Annotated in this window: 18 protein-coding genes; 8 read left to right on the top strand and 10 right to left on the bottom strand. The window is 68.9% G+C overall.

What is annotated here, in order from left to right:
- Positions 1-6: 6 nt before the first annotated feature.
- A complete protein-coding gene (locus tag AB0269_RS05020) occupies positions 7-2,451 on the bottom strand; it encodes a DNA topoisomerase (ATP-hydrolyzing) (protein WP_366210151.1) in 2,445 nt (814 codons plus the stop codon).
- A 43-nt stretch (positions 2,452-2,494) separates the two neighbouring features.
- Between AB0269_RS05020 and AB0269_RS05015 the strand changes: the two genes are divergently transcribed.
- A complete protein-coding gene (locus AB0269_RS05015) occupies positions 2,495-3,622 on the top strand; it encodes a nucleotide pyrophosphatase/phosphodiesterase family protein (RefSeq protein WP_366210150.1) in 1,128 nt (375 codons plus the stop codon).
- A gap of 29 nt (positions 3,623-3,651) precedes the next feature.
- Here the strand turns inward: AB0269_RS05015 and sepH are convergent, their stop codons facing one another.
- Positions 3,652-4,704, bottom strand: a complete 1,053-nt coding sequence (sepH, locus tag AB0269_RS05010) for a septation protein SepH (RefSeq protein WP_366210149.1) — start codon at positions 4,702-4,704, stop codon at positions 3,652-3,654.
- Positions 4,705-4,902: 198 nt separating this feature from the next.
- Between sepH and AB0269_RS05005 the strand changes: the two genes are divergently transcribed.
- Positions 4,903-5,196, top strand: coding sequence for a DUF4193 domain-containing protein (locus AB0269_RS05005; RefSeq protein ID WP_147038819.1), 294 nt, complete (start codon positions 4,903-4,905; stop codon positions 5,194-5,196).
- 58 nt (positions 5,197-5,254) lie between these two features.
- Here the strand turns inward: AB0269_RS05005 and AB0269_RS05000 are convergent, their stop codons facing one another.
- Complete coding sequence (locus AB0269_RS05000) at positions 5,255-5,728, bottom strand: DUF3093 domain-containing protein (protein ID WP_366210148.1); 474 nt, start codon at positions 5,726-5,728, stop codon at positions 5,255-5,257.
- 12 nt (positions 5,729-5,740) lie between these two features.
- Here AB0269_RS05000 and dut point away from each other — a divergent pair, with 12 nt between their 5' ends.
- The 5 genes from dut (at position 5,741) to dxs (ending at position 12,592) form a co-directional block, all read left to right on the top strand.
- The gene (dut, locus tag AB0269_RS04995; RefSeq protein ID WP_366210147.1) at positions 5,741-6,208 is read left to right on the top strand and encodes a dUTP diphosphatase; all 468 of its coding nucleotides are present in this window, start codon (positions 5,741-5,743) and stop codon (positions 6,206-6,208) included.
- Complete coding sequence (locus AB0269_RS04990) at positions 6,205-6,798, top strand: DUF3710 domain-containing protein (protein WP_366210146.1); 594 nt, start codon at positions 6,205-6,207, stop codon at positions 6,796-6,798. The genes dut and AB0269_RS04990 overlap by 4 nt, the downstream gene beginning before the upstream one ends.
- The gene (locus AB0269_RS04985; protein ID WP_366210145.1) at positions 6,795-7,526 is read left to right on the top strand and encodes a DUF3159 domain-containing protein; all 732 of its coding nucleotides are present in this window, start codon (positions 6,795-6,797) and stop codon (positions 7,524-7,526) included. The genes AB0269_RS04990 and AB0269_RS04985 overlap by 4 nt, the downstream gene beginning before the upstream one ends.
- Before the next feature lie 150 nt (positions 7,527-7,676).
- Positions 7,677-10,508: an aconitate hydratase gene (locus AB0269_RS04980; protein ID WP_366210144.1), complete on the top strand. Its 2,832-nt coding sequence runs from the start codon at positions 7,677-7,679 to the stop codon at positions 10,506-10,508.
- 143 nt (positions 10,509-10,651) lie between these two features.
- Complete coding sequence (gene dxs, locus AB0269_RS04975) at positions 10,652-12,592, top strand: 1-deoxy-D-xylulose-5-phosphate synthase (RefSeq protein ID WP_366210143.1); 1,941 nt, start codon at positions 10,652-10,654, stop codon at positions 12,590-12,592.
- A gap of 16 nt (positions 12,593-12,608) precedes the next feature.
- On the opposite strand, the gene AB0269_RS04970 is transcribed toward dxs, so the two are convergent.
- From AB0269_RS04970 to AB0269_RS04950, 5 genes are all read right to left on the bottom strand, one after another.
- Positions 12,609-13,304, bottom strand: coding sequence for an SPFH domain-containing protein (locus AB0269_RS04970; RefSeq protein ID WP_366210142.1), 696 nt, complete (start codon positions 13,302-13,304; stop codon positions 12,609-12,611).
- 141 nt (positions 13,305-13,445) lie between these two features.
- Positions 13,446-15,593, bottom strand: coding sequence for a 3-hydroxyacyl-CoA dehydrogenase NAD-binding domain-containing protein (locus AB0269_RS04965; RefSeq protein WP_366210141.1), 2,148 nt, complete (start codon positions 15,591-15,593; stop codon positions 13,446-13,448).
- A gap of 11 nt (positions 15,594-15,604) precedes the next feature.
- Positions 15,605-16,810: a thiolase family protein gene (locus AB0269_RS04960; RefSeq protein ID WP_366210140.1), complete on the bottom strand. Its 1,206-nt coding sequence runs from the start codon at positions 16,808-16,810 to the stop codon at positions 15,605-15,607.
- A 73-nt stretch (positions 16,811-16,883) separates the two neighbouring features.
- Positions 16,884-18,077 (bottom strand): HRDC domain-containing protein, encoded by a 1,194-nt coding sequence (locus tag AB0269_RS04955; RefSeq protein ID WP_366210139.1) that lies wholly within the window; start codon positions 18,075-18,077, stop codon positions 16,884-16,886.
- A complete protein-coding gene (locus AB0269_RS04950; protein WP_366210138.1) occupies positions 18,070-18,651 on the bottom strand; it encodes a DUF3000 domain-containing protein in 582 nt (193 codons plus the stop codon). The genes AB0269_RS04955 and AB0269_RS04950 overlap by 8 nt, the downstream gene beginning before the upstream one ends.
- Positions 18,652-18,676: 25 nt before the next feature.
- Here AB0269_RS04950 and AB0269_RS04945 point away from each other — a divergent pair, with 25 nt between their 5' ends.
- Positions 18,677-19,831 (top strand): alpha/beta hydrolase, encoded by a 1,155-nt coding sequence (locus AB0269_RS04945; protein ID WP_366210137.1) that lies wholly within the window; start codon positions 18,677-18,679, stop codon positions 19,829-19,831.
- Here the strand turns inward: AB0269_RS04945 and AB0269_RS04940 are convergent, their stop codons facing one another.
- Complete coding sequence (locus AB0269_RS04940) at positions 19,832-20,263, bottom strand: SufE family protein (RefSeq protein WP_175986245.1); 432 nt, start codon at positions 20,261-20,263, stop codon at positions 19,832-19,834.
- Between the two features lie 34 nt (positions 20,264-20,297).
- On the bottom strand, positions 20,298-21,194 hold the full coding sequence (locus AB0269_RS04935; protein WP_366210136.1) for a sulfurtransferase: 897 nt from the start codon (positions 21,192-21,194) through the stop codon (positions 20,298-20,300).
- Between the last annotated feature and the right edge of the window lie 29 nt (positions 21,195-21,223).

Here is a 21,223-nt window from a genome sequence, read left to right as displayed (position 1 = left end):
TGACGCTCAGGCGCCGAGCTGCGTCCCCACGGACCCGATGACGGCGTCCAGCGGCTGACCGGATCCGTCGCGTTTCGCACCGGACTCCGGAAGTGTGCGCGCGGCTCCGTCCGTTCCGACGGCGAGTGCGTCGGCGGGTCCCGCCCACGCGAGGCGCAGCCGGTCCTCGCCCTTGAGGAACGCATGCGCACGGACGCCGCCGGTCGCGCGTCCCTTGGCGGGGAACTCCGCGAAGGCCGAGACCTTCGCGCGTCCGGCATCCGTCCCGGCGATCGTGCCGTCCGCTCCCGAGATCGTCACGACGATCGCGTCCGCGGTGCTCGCGACGACGGAGAAGGCGATGACGTCCGCACCCGAGCCCAGCTTGACGCCGGCCATGCCGCCGGCCGGCCCGCCCTGCGGGCGAACGGAGGACGCCGAGTAGTGCAGCAACTGGGCATCCGATGTGACGAAGACGATCTCGGCCGCGTCCGGGGCGGATGCCGCGCCGACGAGGGCGTCCCCGGCCTTGAGGCCGATGACCTCGGTCTCCGGGCGCACAGGAAGGGCGCTCGGCACGATCCGCTTCACGACGCCGGTGCGTGTGCCCATCGCGTACGGCGTGTCGTCGTCGAAGCGCAGCAGGCCGATCACGCGCTCGCTCTTGTCGAGCAGGCCGATGTAGTCGCGCAGGGCGACGCCGGCCGACAGGTGCACTGACGACGACGGCACGGACGGGAGGTCGACGGGCGAGAAGCGCAGCACGCGGCCGGCGCTCGTGACCGCGCCGATCTCGCCACGGGTCGTCGTCGCGATCGATGCCAGGACGGCGTCGTGCTTGCTGCGGCGAGCCGCCGGCGTGAGCACCTGCCCGTCTGCGAGATCGACGCGCACGGCCTTGCCCGTGGTGGACAGCACCACGACGGTCGGGCTGTCGGCGATCTGCAGGTCGATCGGTCCCTTGGCGCTGCGCGCCTTCGGGGGAGCGGCGTTGAGGAGCAGCGTGCGCCGGGGCGTGCCGTGCGCCTCTGCGGCGGCGTCGAGCTCTCTGGCGACCTGGGCGCGCAGCAGTTGCTCGCTCGCCAGCAGCTCGCGCAGCTCGGCGATCTCGGCCTGCAGCTTGTCGCGCTCGGCCTCCAGCTCGATGCGGGAGAACTTCGTCAGCCGGCGCAGCCGCAGCTCGAGGATGTACTCGGCCTGGAGTTCCGACAGGTCGAACACCTGGCGCAGCCGACTGCGCGCCTGATCCGAGTCGTCGGAGGAACGGATGACCTGGATGACCTCGTCGATGTCGAGGATCGCGATCAGGAGCCCCTCGACGAGATGCAGACGCTCTTCACGGCGCGCCAGACGGAAGCGGCTGCGACGCGTGATCACCTCGAGGCGGTGGCCGACGTACACGCTCAGCATCTCCTTGAGCCCGAGCGTGCGGGGCTGACCGTCGACGAGGGCGACGTTGTTGATGCTGAAGGAGTCCTCCAGCGGAGTCAGCCGGTACAGCTGCTCGAGGACGGCGTTCGGATCGAACCCGGTCTTGATGCCGATCTGCACGCGCAGACCATGCTGCCGGTCGGTCAGATCGTTGACGTCGCTGATGCCCTGCAGCTTCTTCGCCTGGACGGCATCCCGGATCTTCTCGATCAGCCGCTCCGGTCCGACCATGTAGGGCAGTTCGGTCACGATGATGCCGGTGCGCCGCGGACCGATCTGCTCGACGGCAACCTTTCCGCGCACGCGCAGAGCGCCTCGGCCGTTCGCGTAGGCGTCCTTGACCCCGTCGAGGCCCATGAGGATGCCGCCGGACGGGAAGTCCGGGCCCGGCACGTATTCCATGAGCTCTTCGGTCGTGGCATCCGGGTTCTCGAGCAGGTGGATGGCTGCGGCCACGACCTCGATGAGGTTGTGCGGGGCCATGTTCGTGGCCATGCCGACCGCGATGCCGCTCGCGCCGTTGACGAGCAGGTTCGGGAAGGCGGCCGGAAGCACGGACGGCTGCTGGAACTGGCCGTCGTAGTTCGGCACGAAATCGACGACATCCTCATCGAGGCTCTCGGTGAGGGAGAGCGCCGGGGCCGCGAGACGCGCTTCGGTGTAGCGGGACGCCGCCGGCCCGTCATCCAGCGAGCCGAAGTTGCCATGACCGTCGACGAGCGGGACGCGCAGGGCGAAGTCCTGAGACAGGCGCACGAGCGCGTCGTAGATCGCCGAGTCGCCGTGCGGGTGCAGCTTTCCCATCACTTCGCCGACGACGCGGGCGCTCTTGACGTGCCCCCGGTCGGGGCGCAGCCCCATCTCGGCCATCTGGTACAGGATGCGGCGCTGCACGGGCTTGAGGCCGTCGCGTGCATCGGGGAGCGCTCGGGAGTAGATCACCGAGTAGGCGTACTCGAGGAACGAGCCCTGCATCTCGCCTTCCAGGTCGATGTCCTGGATGCGCTCCTCGACGGGCTCGGCTGATTCGGTGCGGGGCATGGACTTCCTGGAACGTCGCGGAGCCTGTGAAAGACTGACTCGGGTGTCTTCGATTCTACCGATCACCTCAGCCACGGCCCGGCATATCAGCGGGGTGGCGGCCGACCTCCTCGGTGCTCTGCGCGGCGGGACGGGATCCCTCGCACCGGCGCGTTCTGTCGTGATCGTCGTCGTGGACGGGCTGGGTGCCATCCAGCTGCGCGCGCATGCAGGGCATGCCCGTCGGCTCACGGCGGGGGTGGGCAGGAAGGACGTCGCGCACTCCGTCTTCCCGAGCACGACGGCCTCGGCCCTGACATCGCTGCTGACGGGTGCCGACCCCGGCAGCCATGGTCTCGTCGGCTACCGCGTGCTCGACCGAACCCGCGACCGCCTGGTGAACCTGCTCTCCGGATGGGAGAGCGATCACATCGACCCGCTCGCCTGGCAGCCCCGCCCCACGATCTTCGAGACGGCTTCGGCAGGCGGGAACCCCGCGTACGCGATCGGACTGGCCGCCTACGCTCGCAGCGGATTCTCCCAGGCGACCCTCCGCGGCGCCGAGTTCGTCGGGGTCACCACCGCCGCCGAGCGCCTGAGCGTCGCCTACCAGTTGGCGGCGGACGTTCCGGGATCGCTCATCTACTGCTACGTGCCGGAGATCGACAAGGCGGGGCACCGGTACGGCGTCGACTCGCCGGAATGGATCGCGGCGCTCGAGGATGTCGACCAGGCGCTGGCGCCGCATCCTCCTGCGGGCGTCGGCGTGCTCATCACCGCCGATCACGGCATGGTCGACGTGCCCGCGCACCGCCAGGTGGTGCTCGACGAGGGCGACGTCCGCCTGGACGGCATCCGCCACATCGGCGGAGAGCCCCGGATGCTCCATGTCTATCTCAAGCCCGACGCCGATCCAATCGCAGCACTGGAGCGCTGGCGCGCCCTCAGCGAGGGCGACGCGGACGTCGTCTCCCGCTCAGAAGCGATCGCGGCCGGACTCTTCGGCACCGAGGTGACGGATGCCGCGCAGGAGCGGATCGGAGACCTGCTCGTCGCCGCACGCGGCAACAAGGCCTTCTACGACGGAACAGCGCAGGACCAGCGCTCACGCGGCATGATCGGTCAGCACGGATCGGTCACGCCGGAGGAGCGACAGGTTCCGTTCATCCGCAGGGGTGCGTTCGCAACCTGAACGGCGGGTTTCTCCTCGCCGGCAGCGGGTCAGTCGTCGGTCCGCGCGCCGAAGACGATCTCGTCCCAGGACGGCATGGCGTTGCGGCGCCGGCGGCGACCGCCGGAGTCCTGTGCGGACTCATTCGCCGCCGGGCGCTCCTCGGGGACCTCAGGCTCGTCGTCGGGTTCGTCGAGAGCGTCGAACAGCGCGATCGGGCTGGACGTGCGCGCGGGCGCGGCATCCTCGTCGAACTCGTCGACGATCGGCGCGCTCTCGCGCTGCCCGCGGCGACGCCGCAGGGCCTCGAGCAGGTCGGCAGTCTCGGCGCTCGTGGTGGTCTGATCGGGCGCCCGGTTGATCGCGGCGGCCTGGGCGGCAGGGTCCGAGCGCTCGGGAAGCGACGGCTCCTCGACCTCGGCCTCGGGTGCAGGCAGCAGCCGAGGCCCGAAGGCGCCGGAGTCGAACCTGCTGTCGTCCTTGTACGGGGATTCCGTCTTCGCCGGATCCACCGCGCGCAGCCGCGGGATGAGCCCGTCGGGGAGCGATCCCTGACGGGAGAGCTGCGTCGCATCGGCGTTCAGCGGCGAGAGCACGCTGCGTCGTGGATCGAAGCTCCAGCGGGCGTCGTGGGCGACCTCGTTCGCGGTGAACTCCAGCTTGATGATCCAGCCGGACTCCTCCTTCCAGCTCGCCCAGCGTTCGGCCTCGGCCGAGACATCCGAGAGCTTGGCCCGGATCGCGGCGCCGAACGTCGGCTGCGCATCGGGCTCGACCTCGCTGCCGATGAGGACCGGAACGGCGAGCGCCTGACCGACGACGTGCTCGCGCTCGGCGAGCACGGGGCCCTCGAAGCGCTCGACCAGTTCGACGCCGACTCCCAGCAGCTCGGCGGTTTCGGCGGCCGAGAGTCCGGAGCGGATGTGCGCCTGGATCTCGCGCGGGCTGACGGTGACGCGCGGCTTCTCATCGTCGTCGCGGCGGCGGGCCCGGCGGATCTCGCGGTGCAGCACATCGTCGATGGCGAGCGCGAACCGCTCGCCGGAACCGGTGGCGAGGATCAGCAGGTCGTCTTCCGTGCCGACGATCGTGACGTTTTCCATGCGAATGCCCCTCTGATGGCTGTCCGTTCATGGTGCCACGCAAGGTCGGATGGGAACGGGAATACACCGGGCGCGCCGTCAGTTTGATCAGTGACGCGAAGCGGCATTTGCCAAACGTGCCGTCATCGTGCAAACTATGGCCGCCGCTTACCCGACGGCGCACCGCCCACTAGCACCATGAAAGTGGAGATCTACCGCATGGCAACCGATTACGACGCCCCCCGAAAGAGCGAAGACGACTCCGAGTCGATCGAAGCCCTGAAGGAGCGTGTGCCGGACAAGCTGTCCGGCGCGACCGGGGATGAGGACTCGGACAACCCGTCCAGCTTCGACCTCCCGGGAGCGGACCTCTCGGACCTCGAGCTCGACGTCGTCGTGCTGCCCGCACAGCAGGACGAGTTCACCTGCATGAGCTGCTTCCTCGTGAAGCACCGCTCGCAGCTGGACCACGAAGGTGCAGACGGTCCCATCTGCAAGGAGTGCGCTGCCTGACCGCAGACGCGCTGACGTTCATGCGCCCCGGCCCCTCGGGCCAGGGCGCATCGTCGTCTCAGCGGGCGTCGGCCTCGGCCTCGCGGATCGCCGCGGCCAGCCGGTCGGGCGTCCGTGTGGAGATCGTCCAGCTGGGCACAGGATCGTCAGGGTCCGTGTTCTCGACGACCACGACGCCGTCTATGCCACCGCGGAGCAGGTGCCAGCCGCGGGCCGGAAGGCCGATGCCGCGGGCAGTGCGTGCTTCCTCACCGGTATGCTCCGTCACATCGCCGAGCCAGCGCGCATCGATCTTCGCGCGGCCCGCGTGCAGGGTGGTCCCCTCGATGCGTATGGCCGGAGAGCCCGCGATGAGCGCCACGATCAGCGCGAGCGCCGCAGCGATGCCGATGAGCAGCGCCGGCAGAGAGCCGAGCGGCGTGAACGTCAGCATCACCATGGGCGCTGCGACGGCGGCCGTGACGAGCATCCACAGGCTCGGCGACAGCCGCTCTCGATAGCGGATGCGGGTTTCGGCGGTGGGGTTCTGCATTAGCCTCGTGGGGTGAGCGATTCCATTGATCTCCCCATTATCGCGTCTGTCCCGCCCGCATACGCGCACCCCGGCGACGCCGGTGCGGATCTGGTCGCGGCCGAGGCCGTGCGCCTCGAGCCGGGGGAGCGGGCGCTCGTGCCCACCGGCGTGCGGATCGCGCTCCCGGACGGCTACGCCGCGTTCGTCGTCCCGCGCAGCGGCCTCGCGGCCAAGCACGGCATCACGATCGTGAACTCTCCCGGCACGGTGGATGCCGGCTACCGCGGCGAGATCAAGGTGAGTCTGCTCAACACCGACAGCTCGAGCGCGTACGATGTGGCGGTCGGGGACCGGATCGCGCAGCTGATCATCATGCCGGTCACCCGAGCGAGATTCATCCCGGTCGACGAACTCGACGACAGCGCGCGCGGCGCTTCGGGCTTCGGCTCGACGGGGTACCAGGCGCAGAGCGCCGACCAGGCAGGAACCACGAGATGACTGAAGAAGAGACCACCCAGCCGACCTCCAAGTCCGCTCCGGCGAACCGCGCGAGCGAAGGCCCGTTCGACGAGTCCGAGGCCAACCCGGTCCGGCCGTACATCGACCTCGGCGGCATCAAGATCCTGCCCCGGGAGGGGCTGAACCTGCGCCTCGAGGTCGAGGAGCAGTCCAAGCGCATCGTCGCGGTCGGTCTCGACTACGCCGATTCCTCGCTGCAGGTGCAGCCGTTCGCGGCACCCCGCTCGCTCGGCCTGTGGCACGAGACCCGGATGCAGCTCGTCGACCAGGTCCGTCAGCAGGGCGGGCGCGTCGAGGAGCGCGAGGGTCCGCTCGGCAAGGAGCTCCTCGCCGAGGTCCCCGGCCCCGCCTCCGAGGGATCGAACCTGCACCTGGCCCGGTTCGTCGGCGTGGACGGCCCCCGCTGGTTCCTGCGCGGCGTCATCGGCGGCGCTGCCGCGTCGGACCCCGAAGCAGCGGCCAAGGTCGAGGACCTGTTCCGCTCGATCGTCGTCGTCCGCGGCGGCTCTCCGATGCCGCCGCGTGATCTGATCCCGCTGAAGATGCCGGCGACTCCGGGCTCGGCGTGACCTCGGACGACCAGACACCCCCGCCGGCATCCGCGTCCGACATCATCGGGGCGGCCCTGGGCGGTGCGGCGCGCAAGGCGGGGCTCGATCCTGCCGAGGATGCCAGCACCCAGAAGGTCGTCTGGTCCGCCATGGGCGGGTGGCGCGGCATCCTGGAGTCGGTGCTCCCGAGCCTCGCCTTCGTCACGCTCTTCACGATCAGCCCCGAACCGCTCATCCTCTCCCTCGGCGTCTCGGTCGGACTCGCCGCGGTGTTCACGATCGTGCGTCTGATCCAGAAGTCTCCGCCGTCCGCGGCGCTGGGCGGGCTCATCGCCGCTGCCGCGGCGGCCGCGCTCGCGCTGTTCACCGGCCGCGGAGCGGACAACTTCGTCCCCGGCCTCATCACCAACGCCGTGTACGGCACGGCGTTCCTCGTCTCCGCGCTGATCGGCTGGTCGCTGATCGGGATCGCCGCCGGGTTCCTCATGGGGGATGCCACGGGCTGGCGCTCCGACCGCCGCAAGCGCCGCGCGTTCCGCTGGCTCGCGATCGCCTGGGCGGCGCTGTTCTTCGCCCGCCTCGCCGTGCAGCTCCCGCTGTACCTGACCGATCAGGTCACGGCGCTCGGCACACTCAAACTCGTGATGGGTCTTCCGCTGTTCGCACCTCTCATCGCCGTGACCTGGCTCGTGGTCCGCGCGCTCTACCCCCGCGCGTCGACGGAGGAACCGGCATCGCAGCCGTGATAGATTTATCTTGACATCAAGATAAATTACGGTCTTCCGCCGCGGTCAGCTCAGGCGCACACTGTTAGGTGCCCCTTGCTAGCCGCGGGCGGCCCGGGCGAGCAAGATGGAAGCGCCTGTCGCTCCCACAGATGAGAAGGAGACGGATTCGTGTCCACGGTGAACAGCTTCGGTGCCAAGAGCACCCTGACGGTCGGCAGCACCGACTACGAGATCTTCAGGATCGACACGGTTCCCGGCTTCGACAAGCTGCCGTTCAGCCTGAAGGTGCTACTGGAGAACCTGCTCCGCACCGAGGACGGTGCGAACGTCACCAAGGAGCAGATCGAGGCGCTGGGATCCTGGGATGCCGCCGCCGAGCCCAACACCGAGATCCAGTTCTCGCCGGCCCGCGTGGTCATGCAGGACTTCACCGGTGTGCCCTGCATCGTCGACCTCGCCACCATGCGCGAGGCAGTCACCGCCCTCGGCGGCGACCCGAACAAGATCAACCCGCTCTCGCCCGCCGAGATGGTCATCGACCACTCCGTGATCGCCGACCTGTTCGGCACCGAGAACGCCCTCGAGCGCAACGTCGAGATCGAGTACGAGCGCAACGGCGAGCGCTATCAGTTCCTGCGCTGGGGCCAGACCGCGTTCAACGACTTCAAGGTCGTCCCCCCGGGAACCGGCATCGTCCACCAGGTCAACATCGAGCACCTGGCGAAGGTCATCTACGACCGCACCAACGGCGGCGTCCTGCAGGCCTACCCCGACACCTGCGTCGGCACCGACTCGCACACGACCATGGTCAACGGCCTCGGTGTGCTCGGCTGGGGCGTCGGCGGCATCGAGGCCGAGGCCGCGATGCTCGGCCAGCCCGTCTCCATGCTCATCCCGCGCGTGGTCGGCTTCAAGCTCACCGGCGAGATCCCCGCCGGCGTCACCGCCACCGACGTGGTCCTCACGATCACCGACATGCTGCGCAAGCACGGCGTCGTCGGCAAGTTCGTCGAGTTCTACGGAGCAGGCGTGGCATCCGTGCCGCTGGCCAACCGCGCCACGATCGGCAACATGTCGCCGGAGTTCGGCTCGACCGCCGCGATCTTCCCGATCGACGACGTCACCACGGACTACCTGCGCCTGACCGGCCGCGACGAGCAGGCCGTCGCCCTCGTCGAGGAGTACGCGAAGCTGCAGGGTCTGTGGCACGACGCCGACAACGAGCCGGTCTTCAGCGAGTACATGGAGCTCGACCTCGGCACCGTGGTGCCGTCTATCGCCGGCCCCAAGCGTCCGCAGGACCGCATCCTCCTCTCCGAGGCGAAGAGCCAGTTCGAGCAGGACATCGTCAACTACGCCGAGCCGTCCACCTCGGACTCGCTCGTCGACCTCGAGTCGAAGCACTCCTTCCCGGCATCCGACCCGGGCGCCGGTCCCGGCGATGAGGACCACGACACCCGTCCCGTGCACATCTCCAGCGGCGTCAACGGCACCTCCAAGCCCGTGCCGGTCACCACGCCCGACGGCGAGAGCTACATCCTCGACCACGGTGCGGTGACCCTCGCGGCCATCACCTCGTGCACGAACACGTCCAACCCGTCGGTCATGATCGCCGCCGGCCTCCTGGCACGCAAGGCGCGCGAGAAGGGCCTGAAGCAGAAGCCCTGGGTCAAGACGACGCTCGGCCCCGGTTCGAAGGTCGTCACGGACTACTACGAGAAGTCCGGCCTCGACAAGGACCTCGAGGGCCTCGGCTTCTACACGGTCGGCTACGGCTGCACGATCTGCATCGGCAACTCCGGTCCGCTGATCGAAGAGGTCTCCACCGCGGTCAACGAGCACGACCTCGCGGTCACGGCCGTCCTCTCCGGAAACCGCAACTTCGAGGGACGCATCAGCCCCGACGTGAAGATGAACTACCTCGCCTCGCCGCCGCTCGTGGTCGCGTACGCGCTGGCCGGTTCCATGCACTTCGACTTCGAGGCGGATGCCCTGGGCACCGACGCCGATGGCAACGAGGTGTTCCTCAAGGACATCTGGCCCGCCCCGGCCGAGATCCAGGACATCATCGACTCGTCGATCTCGCGCGAGCAGTTCATCAACCAGTACGCCACCGTGTTCGACGGCGACGAGCGCTGGAAGAACCTGCCCACGCCGACCGGCCCGGTCTTCGAGTGGGACCAGGACTCGACGTACGTCCGCAAGGCGCCGTACTTCGACGGCATGTCGATGGACCTCACCCCGGTCACCGACATCACCGGCGCGCGCGTCATGGCGACGCTCGGCGACTCGGTCACGACCGACCACATCAGCCCGGCCGGAAACATCAAGATCGGAACGCCCGCGGCGAAGTACCTCGAGGAGCACGGCGTGCGCCAGAAGGACTTCAACTCGTTCGGCTCGCGCCGAGGCAACCACGAGGTGATGATCCGCGGCACGTTCGCGAACATCCGTCTGAAGAACCAGCTCGTCCGTGCCGTCAACGACGGCGTCGAGGTCGAGGGCGGCTTCACCCGCGACTTCACGAAGCCGGATGCTCCGCAGTCGTACATCTTCGACGCCTGCCAGAACTACCAGGCGGAGGGCACCCCGCTGGTCGTGTTCGGCGGCAAGGAGTACGGCTCCGGCTCGTCGCGCGACTGGGCAGCCAAGGGCACGAGCCTGCTGGGCGTCAAGGCCGTCATCACCGAGAGCTTCGAGCGCATCCACCGCTCGAACCTGATCGGCATGGGCGTCGTCCCGCTCCAGTTCCCCGCCGGCGAGAGCTGGGAGTCGCTGGGACTCGACGGCACCGAGATCGTCTCGATCACGGGTCTCGAGGAGCTCAACAACGGCACCACGCCCAAGACCGTCCGCGTGACGGCGGAGCCGAGCGAGCACTCGCCCGAGGGCAAGCAGACGGTCGAGTTCGACGCGGTCGTCCGCATCGACACACCCGGTGAGGCCGACTACTACCGCAACGGCGGCATCCTGCAGTACGTGCTGCGTTCGCTGGTCTGACACCGCAGGAGGGGTTCGGATGCTCCGGCATCCGAACCCCTTCCGCGTTTCCCGCTCGGGGTATTCCCGGGTGCCGGCGGTAGCATCGAGAGGTCGTCCTCCATCCCGAGAAGACGACCGGTGAAGACGTTCAGGAGGTGCTGATGCCCATTCTTCCCGGCATCACCGGACCGCGCGATCTCGACCGGCTGAGCACGTCTCAGCTCACGACGCTCGCCGGTGAGATACGGACGTTCCTCGTCGAGAACGTCTCGCGCACGGGTGGGCATCTGGGCCCCAACCTCGGGGTCGTCGAATTGACGATCGCGCTGCATCGGGTCTTCGAGTCGCCCGACGATCCGATCATCTTCGACACCGGGCATCAGTCTTACGTCCACAAGCTCCTGACCGGCCGCCAGGACTTCTCCGCCCTGCGCGTGCGCGGTGGCCTCGCCGGCTACCCCCAGCGCAGCGAGAGCCCGCACGACGTCGTCGAGTCCTCGCACGCGTCCAGTTCGCTCAGCTGGGCCGATGGCGTCTCCCGTGCGCTCTCGGCCACCGGCCGCGACGACCGCCACGTCGTCGCCGTCGTCGGCGACGGCGCGCTGACGGGCGGCATGACGTGGGAGGCGCTCAACAACATCACGGACGACAACGACCGCAACCTGGTCATCGTCGTCAACGACAACGGCCGCTCCTACGCGCCGACGATCGGCGGCATGTCCCGGTACCTGAACCGTGTGCGCACGGCTGCGGCCTACAAGGACCTGCACCACCGCTCGGATCGGCTGTTCCGCGCCTTCGGACCGGTGGGCCGTGCCCTCTTCCGCGGCGTCCGCGGCGGTACGCACGGGTTCCTCTCGCGCTTCACGAACAACGAGGCGCTGTACTCCAACCTCGACATCAAGTACCTCGGCCCGGTCGACGGGCACGACATCCGGGCGCTCATCGAGACGCTCGAACTGGCGAAGTCCTACGGTGCGCCCGTGATCGTTCACGCCATCACCGAGAAGGGCCGCGGTTACCAGCCGGCCCTCGACGATGAGGCGGATCAGTTCCACGCCGTCAACCGGATCGATCCGGCCACGGGCGAGCCTCTGGGCTCGAGCAGCACGGGATGGACCGACGTGTTCTCCGACGCGCTCGTCCGCGTCGGAGAACGGGACCCTCGCGTGATCGCCATGACGGCCGCGATGCTGCGTCCGACAGGTCTCGCGCCGTTCGCCGAGCGGCTCCCCGATCGCGTGTACGACGTCGGCATCGCCGAGCAGCACGCGGTCGCCTCGGCCGCCGGCCTCGCGTTCGGCGGTCTGCATCCCGTCGTCGCGCTGTACGCGACCTTCATGGGGCGCGCGTTCGACCAGGTGCTCATGGACGTCGCCCTGCACAAGGCAGGGGTGACGTTCGTCCTCGACCGCGCCGGAGTCACCGGGCCGGACGGTCCGAGCCATCACGGCATGTGGGACCTCGCGATGCTGCAGATCGTTCCGAGCATCCGGATCGCCGCGCCGCGGGACGGGGTGCGTCTCGCCGAGGCCCTGGACGAAGCCGTCGCCGTGGATGACGCACCCACCGTGATCCGATTCCCCAAGGGCGCGGTCGCCGACGACATCGACGCGATCGAGCGGCTGGACGACGGCGTGGACGTGCTCTCGCGCGGTGAGAGCGAGGACGTCCTCATCGTGGGCATCGGTCCGTTCGCGGCCCTCGCGATGGACGTCGCGGCGCGGCTGCGTGCGCAGGGCATCGGCGCGACCGTGGTGGACCCGCGCTGGGCGATCCCCGTGCAGCCCTCGATCGTCGAGCTCGCAGCGCGGCACCGCCTCGTGATCACCCTCGAGGACGGCATCCGCGTCGGAGGCATCGGCACCCGCGTGCGCCAGGTACTGCGCGAGGCGGGCATCGACACCGCCGTCGACGAGCTGGGCCTTCCCGACGAATTCATCGATCACGCCTCGCGCGATCAGATCCTTGCGGATGCCGGGCTCACGGCCCCCAAGATCGCGCAGGACGTCGTCGCACAGGTGCTCGGCACCCGCATCCCGGTCGCTCGCAACGCGGGGGAGACCGGCGCGATCGACCTGCCGCTTCACGAGCGCCACTGAGGCTGGACGGCGCCGCTCAGTTCAGGGCGTGCAGGGCGGCCACGGCCTCGTGGTGGCGGTCGCCGGCGCGCATCGCCTGCGACAGCAGATGCCCGTCGGTCAGCGCGTCGCCGGTGATCATGACGGAGAGCACCTCGACGCCGCACGCGTGCAGGGTCTTCTCGGCGCACTCCTGGAGCACGCGGATGCCGAGCTCGGAGTTGTGCGGCAGCTCGTCGCCCTCGAGCGTGCGGATGACGTCGCGCAGCGCGGCACTGACGATGTTCGCTGCGCGCTCCTTGACGTTGACGACGTCGAGCTCGAACACGCGCAGGTCGCGCCCCGTGGCGATCGGACGCCACTCGAAGGAGGCGTGCACGAGGTGCTGGTGGCCCGTCGCCCCGGTGAGCTGTCTGGCCGGCAGATCGGTCGATCGCACCCGCACGTCGATGAGCTTGTACCAGTAGAACATCGGGAACGCGCCGTGCGTGCCCGGCTGCAGGACCACGACCTCACCGGCCGTCCCGCGTCCGGTGCGCACCGCCCGGGAGCTCGCCCGCCGGATGATCGGCTTGCCGTTGCGCGTCCGGATCGCCGCCCACCCCTCGTCCACCGTGACGAGGAAGAGCTTCAGGAGCATCGGGACGACCAGCAGCGTGGTGAGAACCGCGGTTCCGCTCTTCACGAGCGTGGACATCCCGGCGTTGCTGAAGATCGAGAAGAACGCGTCCATGGCTCCACCTTCGCCCATTCCGCGGTGCGCTGATGCCGCCCGGCGCCTTCACGACGAGGTGTTCACCATGATTTTCCCCGGTGTTACGCAAGAAGGGCGGGGCCGGGCGAAACGCCCGACCCCGCCCCGTCCGTGTGAGCGTCAGTCCCCGATGCCGCGGATCTGCGGGGTGTGGAAGCTCGCCCCGAACACGCGCTCGGATGCTCCTTCACGATCGAGGTACGGCGAGGCCCCGCCGTCGATGAACGGCCAGCCGGCGCCGAGGATCAGGCACAGGTCGATGTCCTCGACCTCGGGCACGACCTTCTCGTCCAGCATGAGCTTGATCTCCTGAGCGAGACCGTCCTGGACACGGGTGAGGATCGTCTCGGCCGATGCGGGGGACGATCCCACCGCGCCCTTGATCGTCTTCTCCGCGGTCTTCGTCCAGCCGGTCACACGACCGCCCTTATCCTTCTCGACGACCTGGTCGAGCTCGGCGAGGGAGTGGAAGTTCTCGTTCGCGTAGAACCGGTCGGGGAAGTGGCGGACCATGGTGTCCTGCACGTGGGCCGCGACCTTCCAGCCGACGAGATCGATGAGCTGGAACGGCCCCATCGGCAGGCCGAGCGGCGCGAACGCCTTCTCGACGTCGGCGACCGGCGTTCCTTCGTAGACGGCGCGTGCGGCCTCGCCCATGACCTTCGCGAGCAGGCGGTTCACGACGAACCCGGGGGCGTCGGCGGTGAGGACGGCGTTCTTGCCGAGCCCCTTCGCCACGACGAACGCGGTCGACAGGGTCTGCTCATCGGTGGTCGGCGTCTTCACGATCTCGATCAGCGGCATGACTGCGACCGGGTTGAAGAAGTGGAAGCCGACGAGGCGCTCGGGGTGAGCGAGCTTCGCGCCGATCTCCTCGACCGACAGCGAGGACGTGTTCGTGGCGAGGATCGCGTCCTCGGCGACGATCTTCTCGATCTCGCCGAACACCTGCTGCTTGACGCCGACCTCCTCGAACACGGCCTCGATCACGAAGTCGCAGTCCGCGTACTGGGTCTTGTCCGTCGTGCCGGTCACGAGAGCTCGCAGCTTGTTGGCCGAATCGGAGTCGAGACGGCCCTTCTGCTCGAGCTTGCCGATCTCGTCGTGGATGTAGGCGACGCCCTTGTCGACGCGCGCCTGATCGAGATCGGTGATGAGTACCGGAACCTGCAGCTTGCGCACGAACAGCAGCGCGAACTGGCTGGCCATGAGACCCGCACCGATGATGCCGACCTTGGTGACCTTCTTCGCCAGCGCCTTGTCCGGGGCCCCGACCGGACGCTTCGCCCGCTTCTGCACGAGATCGAACGCGTACATGGATGCCGCGAACTGATCGCCCGTGACGAGTTCGGCGAGCGCCTGGTCCTCGCGGGCGAAGCCCTCGGCCTTCGTGCCGCTCTTGGCCTTGTCGAGCAGGTCCAGAGCCGCGTACGGAGACTTGGGCATGGTGCCGATCTTCGACTCGAGCATGCCTCGCGCGACCTTGATCGCGATCGGCCACTTGGTCAGCCGCTCGATCTTGCCCGGTTCATTCTTGCGCTCGACCTTGGTCTTGCCGCTGAGCACGCTGTCGGCCCATGCGAGCGAGTTCTCGAGGTAGTTCGCGGCAGGGAAGATCGCGTCCATGATGCCCAGGTCGAACGCCTGCTGAGGCTTCAGCATGCGGTTCTGCTTGAGCGGGTTGGAGATCACGACCTCGAGGGCGTTCTCGATGCCGATGAGGTTCGGCAGCAGGTAGGCACCGCCCCAGCCCGGGATGATGCCGAGGAACACCTCGGGGAGAGCGATGGCCGCGGCCGAGGCATCCACCGTGCGGTAAGTCGAGTTCAAGGCGATCTCGAGACCGCCGCCGAGCGCCAGCCCGTTCACGAACGCGAAAGAGGGCACGCCGAGGTCGCTCAGCGACCCGATGACCTTGTGGCCCAGCTGCGCGATGAGCAGCGCCTGCTCCTTGGACTTGAGCATAGAGATGTCGGACAGGTCGGCACCGGCGGCGAGGATGTACTGCTTGCCGGTGATGCCGACCGCCTGGATCTCGCCTGCGGCGACCCTGGCCTTCACGGATTCGAGCGTCTTGCCGAGTTCGGTGAGCGTCGCGGGACCCAGGGTGTTCGGCCGGGTGTGGTCGCGCCCGTTGTCGAGCGTGATCAGAGCGAGGACCTTGCCCGAGGGCAGGCGGACGTCGCGCACGGTGGAGTGCGTGACGACCTCGACGCCCTCGGCCGGGTCGACGATGGACGAGAAGTCGATCTTGTCGTAGTCGGTCATTCCTGCATCCCTCACTTGCGCTTCTTGCCGTCGTAGAACGGGTTCTCCCAGATGACCGAACCGCCCTGCCCGAGACCGACGCACATCGCGGTCAGGCCGTAGCGGACGTCCGGGCGCTCGGCGAACTGAGCCGCCAGCTGGATCATCAGGCGGACGCCGGATGCCGCGAGCGGGTGGCCCAGCGCGATCGCACCGCCCCACTGGTTGACCCGAGGGTCGTCGTCGGCGATGCCGAAGTGGTCGAGCAGCGAGATCACCTGGATGGCGAATGCCTCGTTGAGCTCGAACAGTCCGATGTCGTCGATCGTGAGGCCGGCCTTCTTCAGGGCCTTCTCCGTCGACGGGATCGGACCGATGCCCATGATCTCCGGCTGCACGCCCGCGAAGGCGAACGAGACGAGCTTCATCTTCGGCTGCAGGCCGAACTCCTTCACGGCGCCTCCGCCGGCGAGCAGCGACATGGTCGCGCCGTCGGTGAGCGGCGAGGAGGTTCCGGCCGTGACGCGCCCGTGCGGACGGAACGGCGTCTTGAGAGCCGCGAGGTCCTCCATCGTGGTCTGCGGGCGGCGGCCCTCATCCTCGGTGGCGAGACCCCACGAGCCCGCGGCATCCTTCACTGCGACCGGGACGAGATCGGGCTGGATCTTGCCGGCGTCGTACGCGGCCTGCACCTTGTGCTGGCTGAGCATGCCGAAGCGGTCCGAGCGCTCCTTGGTCAAGTGCGGGAAGCGGTCGAAGATGCGCTCGGCGGTGACGCCCATGTTGAGCGCTCCGGGGTCGACCATCTTCTCCGCGACGAAGCGGGGGTTCGGATCCGCGTTGACGCCGATCGGGTGGTGGCCCATGTGCTCGACGCCGCCGGCGAGGGCGAAGTCGTACATGCCGATGCCGATGGACGCGGCCATGGTCGTCACGCTCGTCATCGCTCCGGCGCACATGCGCTCGACGGCGAGGCCGGGCACGGTGTTCGGGAGCCCGGCGAGGATCGCGACGGAGCGTCCGAGCGTGAGGCCCTGGTCGCCGGTCTGCGAGGTCGCGGCGATCGCGACATCATCGATGCGGTCGGCGGGGACCGCGGTGTTCCGCTCCATCAGGCCGATCGTCGCCTTCACGGCGAGGTCGTCCGCGCGGGTGTTCCAGTACATGCCTTTTTCGCCGGCGCGGCCGAAAGGCGTACGCATTCCATCGACGAAGTAGACGTCCGAGATCTCGGCCACTCTGCCTCCAAGGGTTGGGATTGATCTCAGCCTAGGAGCCGGTGCGGGGCGGCAGGAATCGGTTGGATCGAACCTACGATCCGGGAGCGAGGGCCGGGTCAGGCGATTGAGCAGCTTCTACAAAGGCATCCACGATCTTCTGTGCAGTCTGCTCAATCTGCCAGGGGCGAGCACCCAGTGCTTCGAGTGCCGCGGCGACCGCGTCCGTCGTCAGCGCCGGGGGAGCCCAGGCGAGTCTGCGCAGCGATTCCGGCTTCAGAAGGTTCTCCGTCGGCATGTGCAGACCCTCGGCGACCTCTTCGATCGCCGGGCGAGCGAGCTTGAGGCGCGCGTCGGCCTCCGGGTTGCGGTCCGACCAGGCACGAGGCGGGGGGAGCGCGTCGCTCGGCACTCGGGTCTTGGGGAGGTCCTCGGTCTCGCGCCCGCGGACGATCGCCTTCCACCAGCGGTCGAGCTCGGTCCGGCTGGCGCGCCCGGTGAACGCGGAGACGCCCGCCAGCGCCTGCTTGGACTGGGGACCGGCGAGAACCGCGGCGACGAGCGCGCGGTCGGGGACCAGCCGACCGGGCGACGTGTCCTGCTGCTGCGCGTACTCCTCGCGCGCCTCCCACAGCGACCGTGCCACGGCCAGATTGCGCGCACCCTTGACCTGGTGCAGACCGCTCAGCCGGCGCCACGGATCCTCACGGGGAGGACGCGGGGGCTGGGCGAGTATGGCGGCGAACTCCTGGGCGGCGAACTCGACCTTCTGCTGCTCCTCGAGCTCCTCGGCGATCCGGTCGCGCACGTCGACGAGGTGCAGGACGTCGAGGGCCGCGTACTCCAGCCAGGAGGCGGGGAGCGGGCGGGTCGACCAGTCCGCCGCGGAGTGCTCCTTCTTCAGCGTGATGCCGATGGTGTCCTCGACGACCGCCGCGAGGCCGACGCGCTCGTGACCGAGCAGACGCGCCGCGAGCTCCGTGTCGAAGATGACGGACGGCTCGAGTCCGAGCTCGCGCAGCGAGGGGAGATCCTGACTGGCGGCGTGGAACACCCATTCGGCGTCGCCGATGGCTGCCTGCAAGGGGGAGAAGTCGCCCAGCGCCGGGGGATCGAACAGGAAGACCCCGGCGTCGCGGCGGTACACCTGCACGAGGTATGCACGCTGCGAGTAGCGGAAGCCGGACGCGCGTTCGACGTCCACGGCGACCGGGCCCGTGCCTGCGGCCAGGATCCGGCATGCCTCTTCGAAACGGGAGAATTCGTCGATGACGGAGTACTCAGTCACGACCTGCCTTTCGCGCGCCGAACACGGCGATGTTCTCTGAGCCGGGTGGGAGACCGGCGAGCATGCCGACCAGTTCGGCCCATGCTTCGACATGCGGCCGGAACGGCTCTTCCGGCGTCCAAGACGAGCGTAGTTCGATCTGGGCGCCGTCGCCCTCCGACGCCAGAGCGCCGAATCCCTTCGAGAGGGTCTTCGTCGACGTTCCGGATGCCGAGTGATACCCGGCATCCCGTGAGTCGAGGGCATCGACGAGCCATGACCATGTGACATCGGCGAGGAGCGGGTCCGTGCCGATCTCGGGCTCGAGCGGGGCCTGCGCGAAGGCGACGATGCGCCACGGGCCGCCCCATGCTCCGGGCTCGTCCGGATCGTGCAGCAGTACGAAGCGTCCGCTCCCGTAGATCGAGGTGCCGTGCTCGTCGGGCCTGACCTCGGCGGCGAGGGCGATCGAGAACGGCGCGAGGCCCTGAGGCGCGGCGATCTCGTGCACCACGATGTCGCTGCGGAAGGTCGTCGCGCGCAGGTCGTCGGCGACGCGGTCGAACCACGCTCCGGCGTCAGGGTGTGCGCTCACGGTGTCAGGCTAGAGTCAGGAGGCGATGAAGAGTCTCAGGCACGCCGTTGCATTCCTGGTGCCCGCGCTGCTCGCGTTCGCGACCGGCGCGGCGCTGCTCGTGTTCTCGATCGGCCGCCGGGTCGTCACCCCGCGCTCGCGGGTCGCCGACACCGAGATCCTGTCGGTCGACACCGGCGCGCAGACGATCGAGCTGACCCGGAATCCCGACACCGAGCTTCCCGGCAGGTACGGTCTGTTCACGACGGGGACGTACGGATACGTCAAGCTCGGCGCCGTGCTCAGCGCGGATGCCAAGAGCGTCCGGCGCAAGCTGCTCACGCAGATCGAGCCGGGCGCGAAGATCGATCGCGCCGCCGGATTCAGCGGGTGGTACTACTCCTCGCCGACGGAACTGCATCTGCCATGGGAACCGGTGCTGATCGGATCGCCGGCAGGACCGTGCCCTGCCTGGTTCTTCCCGGCGGACTCGTCGACCTGGGTCGTCCAGGTGCACGGCCGCGGCGTCACCAGGGCCGAGTGCCTCCGGGCGGTCCCGGTCTTCCACGCCCTGGGTCTGCCGAACCTCGTGGTCTCGTACCGCAACGACGGCGAGGCTCCGCGCAGCCGTGGCGGATCCTACGCGCTGGGCGCTTCGGAATGGCGGGATGTCGATGCAGCGATCGCGTACGCGCTGCGGCACGGCGCCGTGCGCGTGCTGTTGATGGGCTGGTCGATGGGCGGCGCGATCGCGCTGCAGACCGCCCTGTCCTCCGGCAACCGCCAGGCGATCGCCGGCCTCATCCTCGATTCGCCCGTCGTCGACTGGCGCACCGTGCTGAAGTTCCAGGCGCACGAGTCCGGCATCGTCGATCCCTTGCCGGCACTGGCGATGAATGCACTCTCCTCGCCGCTCACGGCACGTCTGAGCGGCGCGGAGGATGCGATCCCCTTCGACCGGCTGGACATGGTGGCTCGGGCGGGCGAGCTGACGGTTCCCACCCTGATCCTGCACAGCGACGACGACGGCTTCGTCCCGGCCGACGCATCGCACGCTCTCGCTGCGGCGCGCCCCGACCTCGTCACGATGCCGACCTTCTCGGTCGCCCGCCACACCAAGCTCTGGAACTACGACCAGGTCGGGTGGACGGCCGCCATCACCGAGTGGATGAGCGCGAACGGATTCGCCGACGCCGGCTGATCAGCGCTTCTGCGCGACCTGCCGCTTGACCCGCAGGAGCATGCCCGTCATCCCGGCGATGCGCAGGGGAGAGACAGCACGCGTCAGGCCGATCGACTGCGGATAGTCGTCCGGGATCGCGATGACCTCGTCCGCGCTGAGGCCGGTGATGCCCTGGACGAGGATGCTCGCGAACCCGCGGGTGGTCGGCGCCTCGGGAGGTGCGGTCGCGTGCATCGTGACGACATCGTCCTGGACGTCGACGTGGATGTACACCGGCGACTGGCACTCCGCGACGCGCTCGTACATCTCGGGATGGCTCGCCACCTCGTCGGAGACGGCGGGCAGCTCGTTCGAGAACTCCAGCAGCAGCTGCAGGCGCTCGGCCTCCGGCAGCTCGAGGAAGTCGTCGCGGATCTCCGCGAGAGTCTCGGGAACGTGCGTGGTGCTCATCCCCTCAATCCTCCCACGGCCCCACGAACGAGGCTCACAGCGTGCCGGGCTCGGCTCCCGTGACGATCGGGACGCGGACGGCGCTGCCCCACTCCGTCCACGAGCCGTCGTAGTTGCGGACGTTCTCGATGCCGAGCAGGTGCTTGAGCACGAACCAGGTGTGGCTGGACCGCTCGCCGATCCGGCAGTAGGCGATCACATCGTCGCCGTCGGCGATGCCGGCGCCCTCTCGGTAGATCGCGTCGAGCTCGGCCCGGCTCTTGAACCCGCCGTCCTCGGCGACCGCCTTCGCCCACGGAACGCTCTGCGCTGTGGGGATGTGTCCGGCGCGCAGCGCGCCCTCCTCCGGGTAGGCGGGTGCGCTCGTCCGTTCGCCGCTGTACTCCTCGGGGGAGCGGACGTCGATGAGGGGGCCGGTGCCGATGAAGGCGACCACATCGTCCTTGTACGCGCGGAGGACCGAGTCGTCGCGGGCGACGACCGGGTATTCGGTCACGGGGCGGTCTGCGGGCGCGGTCGTGATCTCACGGCCCTCCGCGATCCAGCGATCGCGTCCGCCGTCGAGCAGGCGCACGTCCTCGTGCCCGAACAGCGAGAACACCCACAGGGCGTACGCGGCCCACCAGTTGTTCTTGTCGCCGTAGATGACGACGGTGTCGGAGCGTTCGATGCCCTTGCGGCCGAGCAGGTCGGCGAAGCCCTCCCCGTCGACGTAGTCGCGGACGACGGGGTCGTTGAGCTCGGTGTGCCAATCGACCTTGACGGCGCCGGGGATGTGGCCCGTCTCGTAGAGAAGCACGTCCTCATCGGATTCGACGACGACGAGGCCGGGATCGCCGAGGTGCGCGGCCAGCCACTCGGTGCTCACCAGGCGACCCGGTTCGGCGTACTCGGCGAACTTCGCGACACTCGTGTCGGACTCGATGGTCATGGGTGCTCCTCGGGTGGGTGGCAGGGGTG

It is taken from the genome of Microbacterium sp. NPDC077644 (assembly GCF_040702785.1).
Lineage (GTDB): Bacteria > Actinomycetota > Actinomycetes > Actinomycetales > Microbacteriaceae > Microbacterium.
Note: the sequence above shows the minus strand (reverse complement) of the source record. Positions and strands in the feature narration are given on the sequence as shown.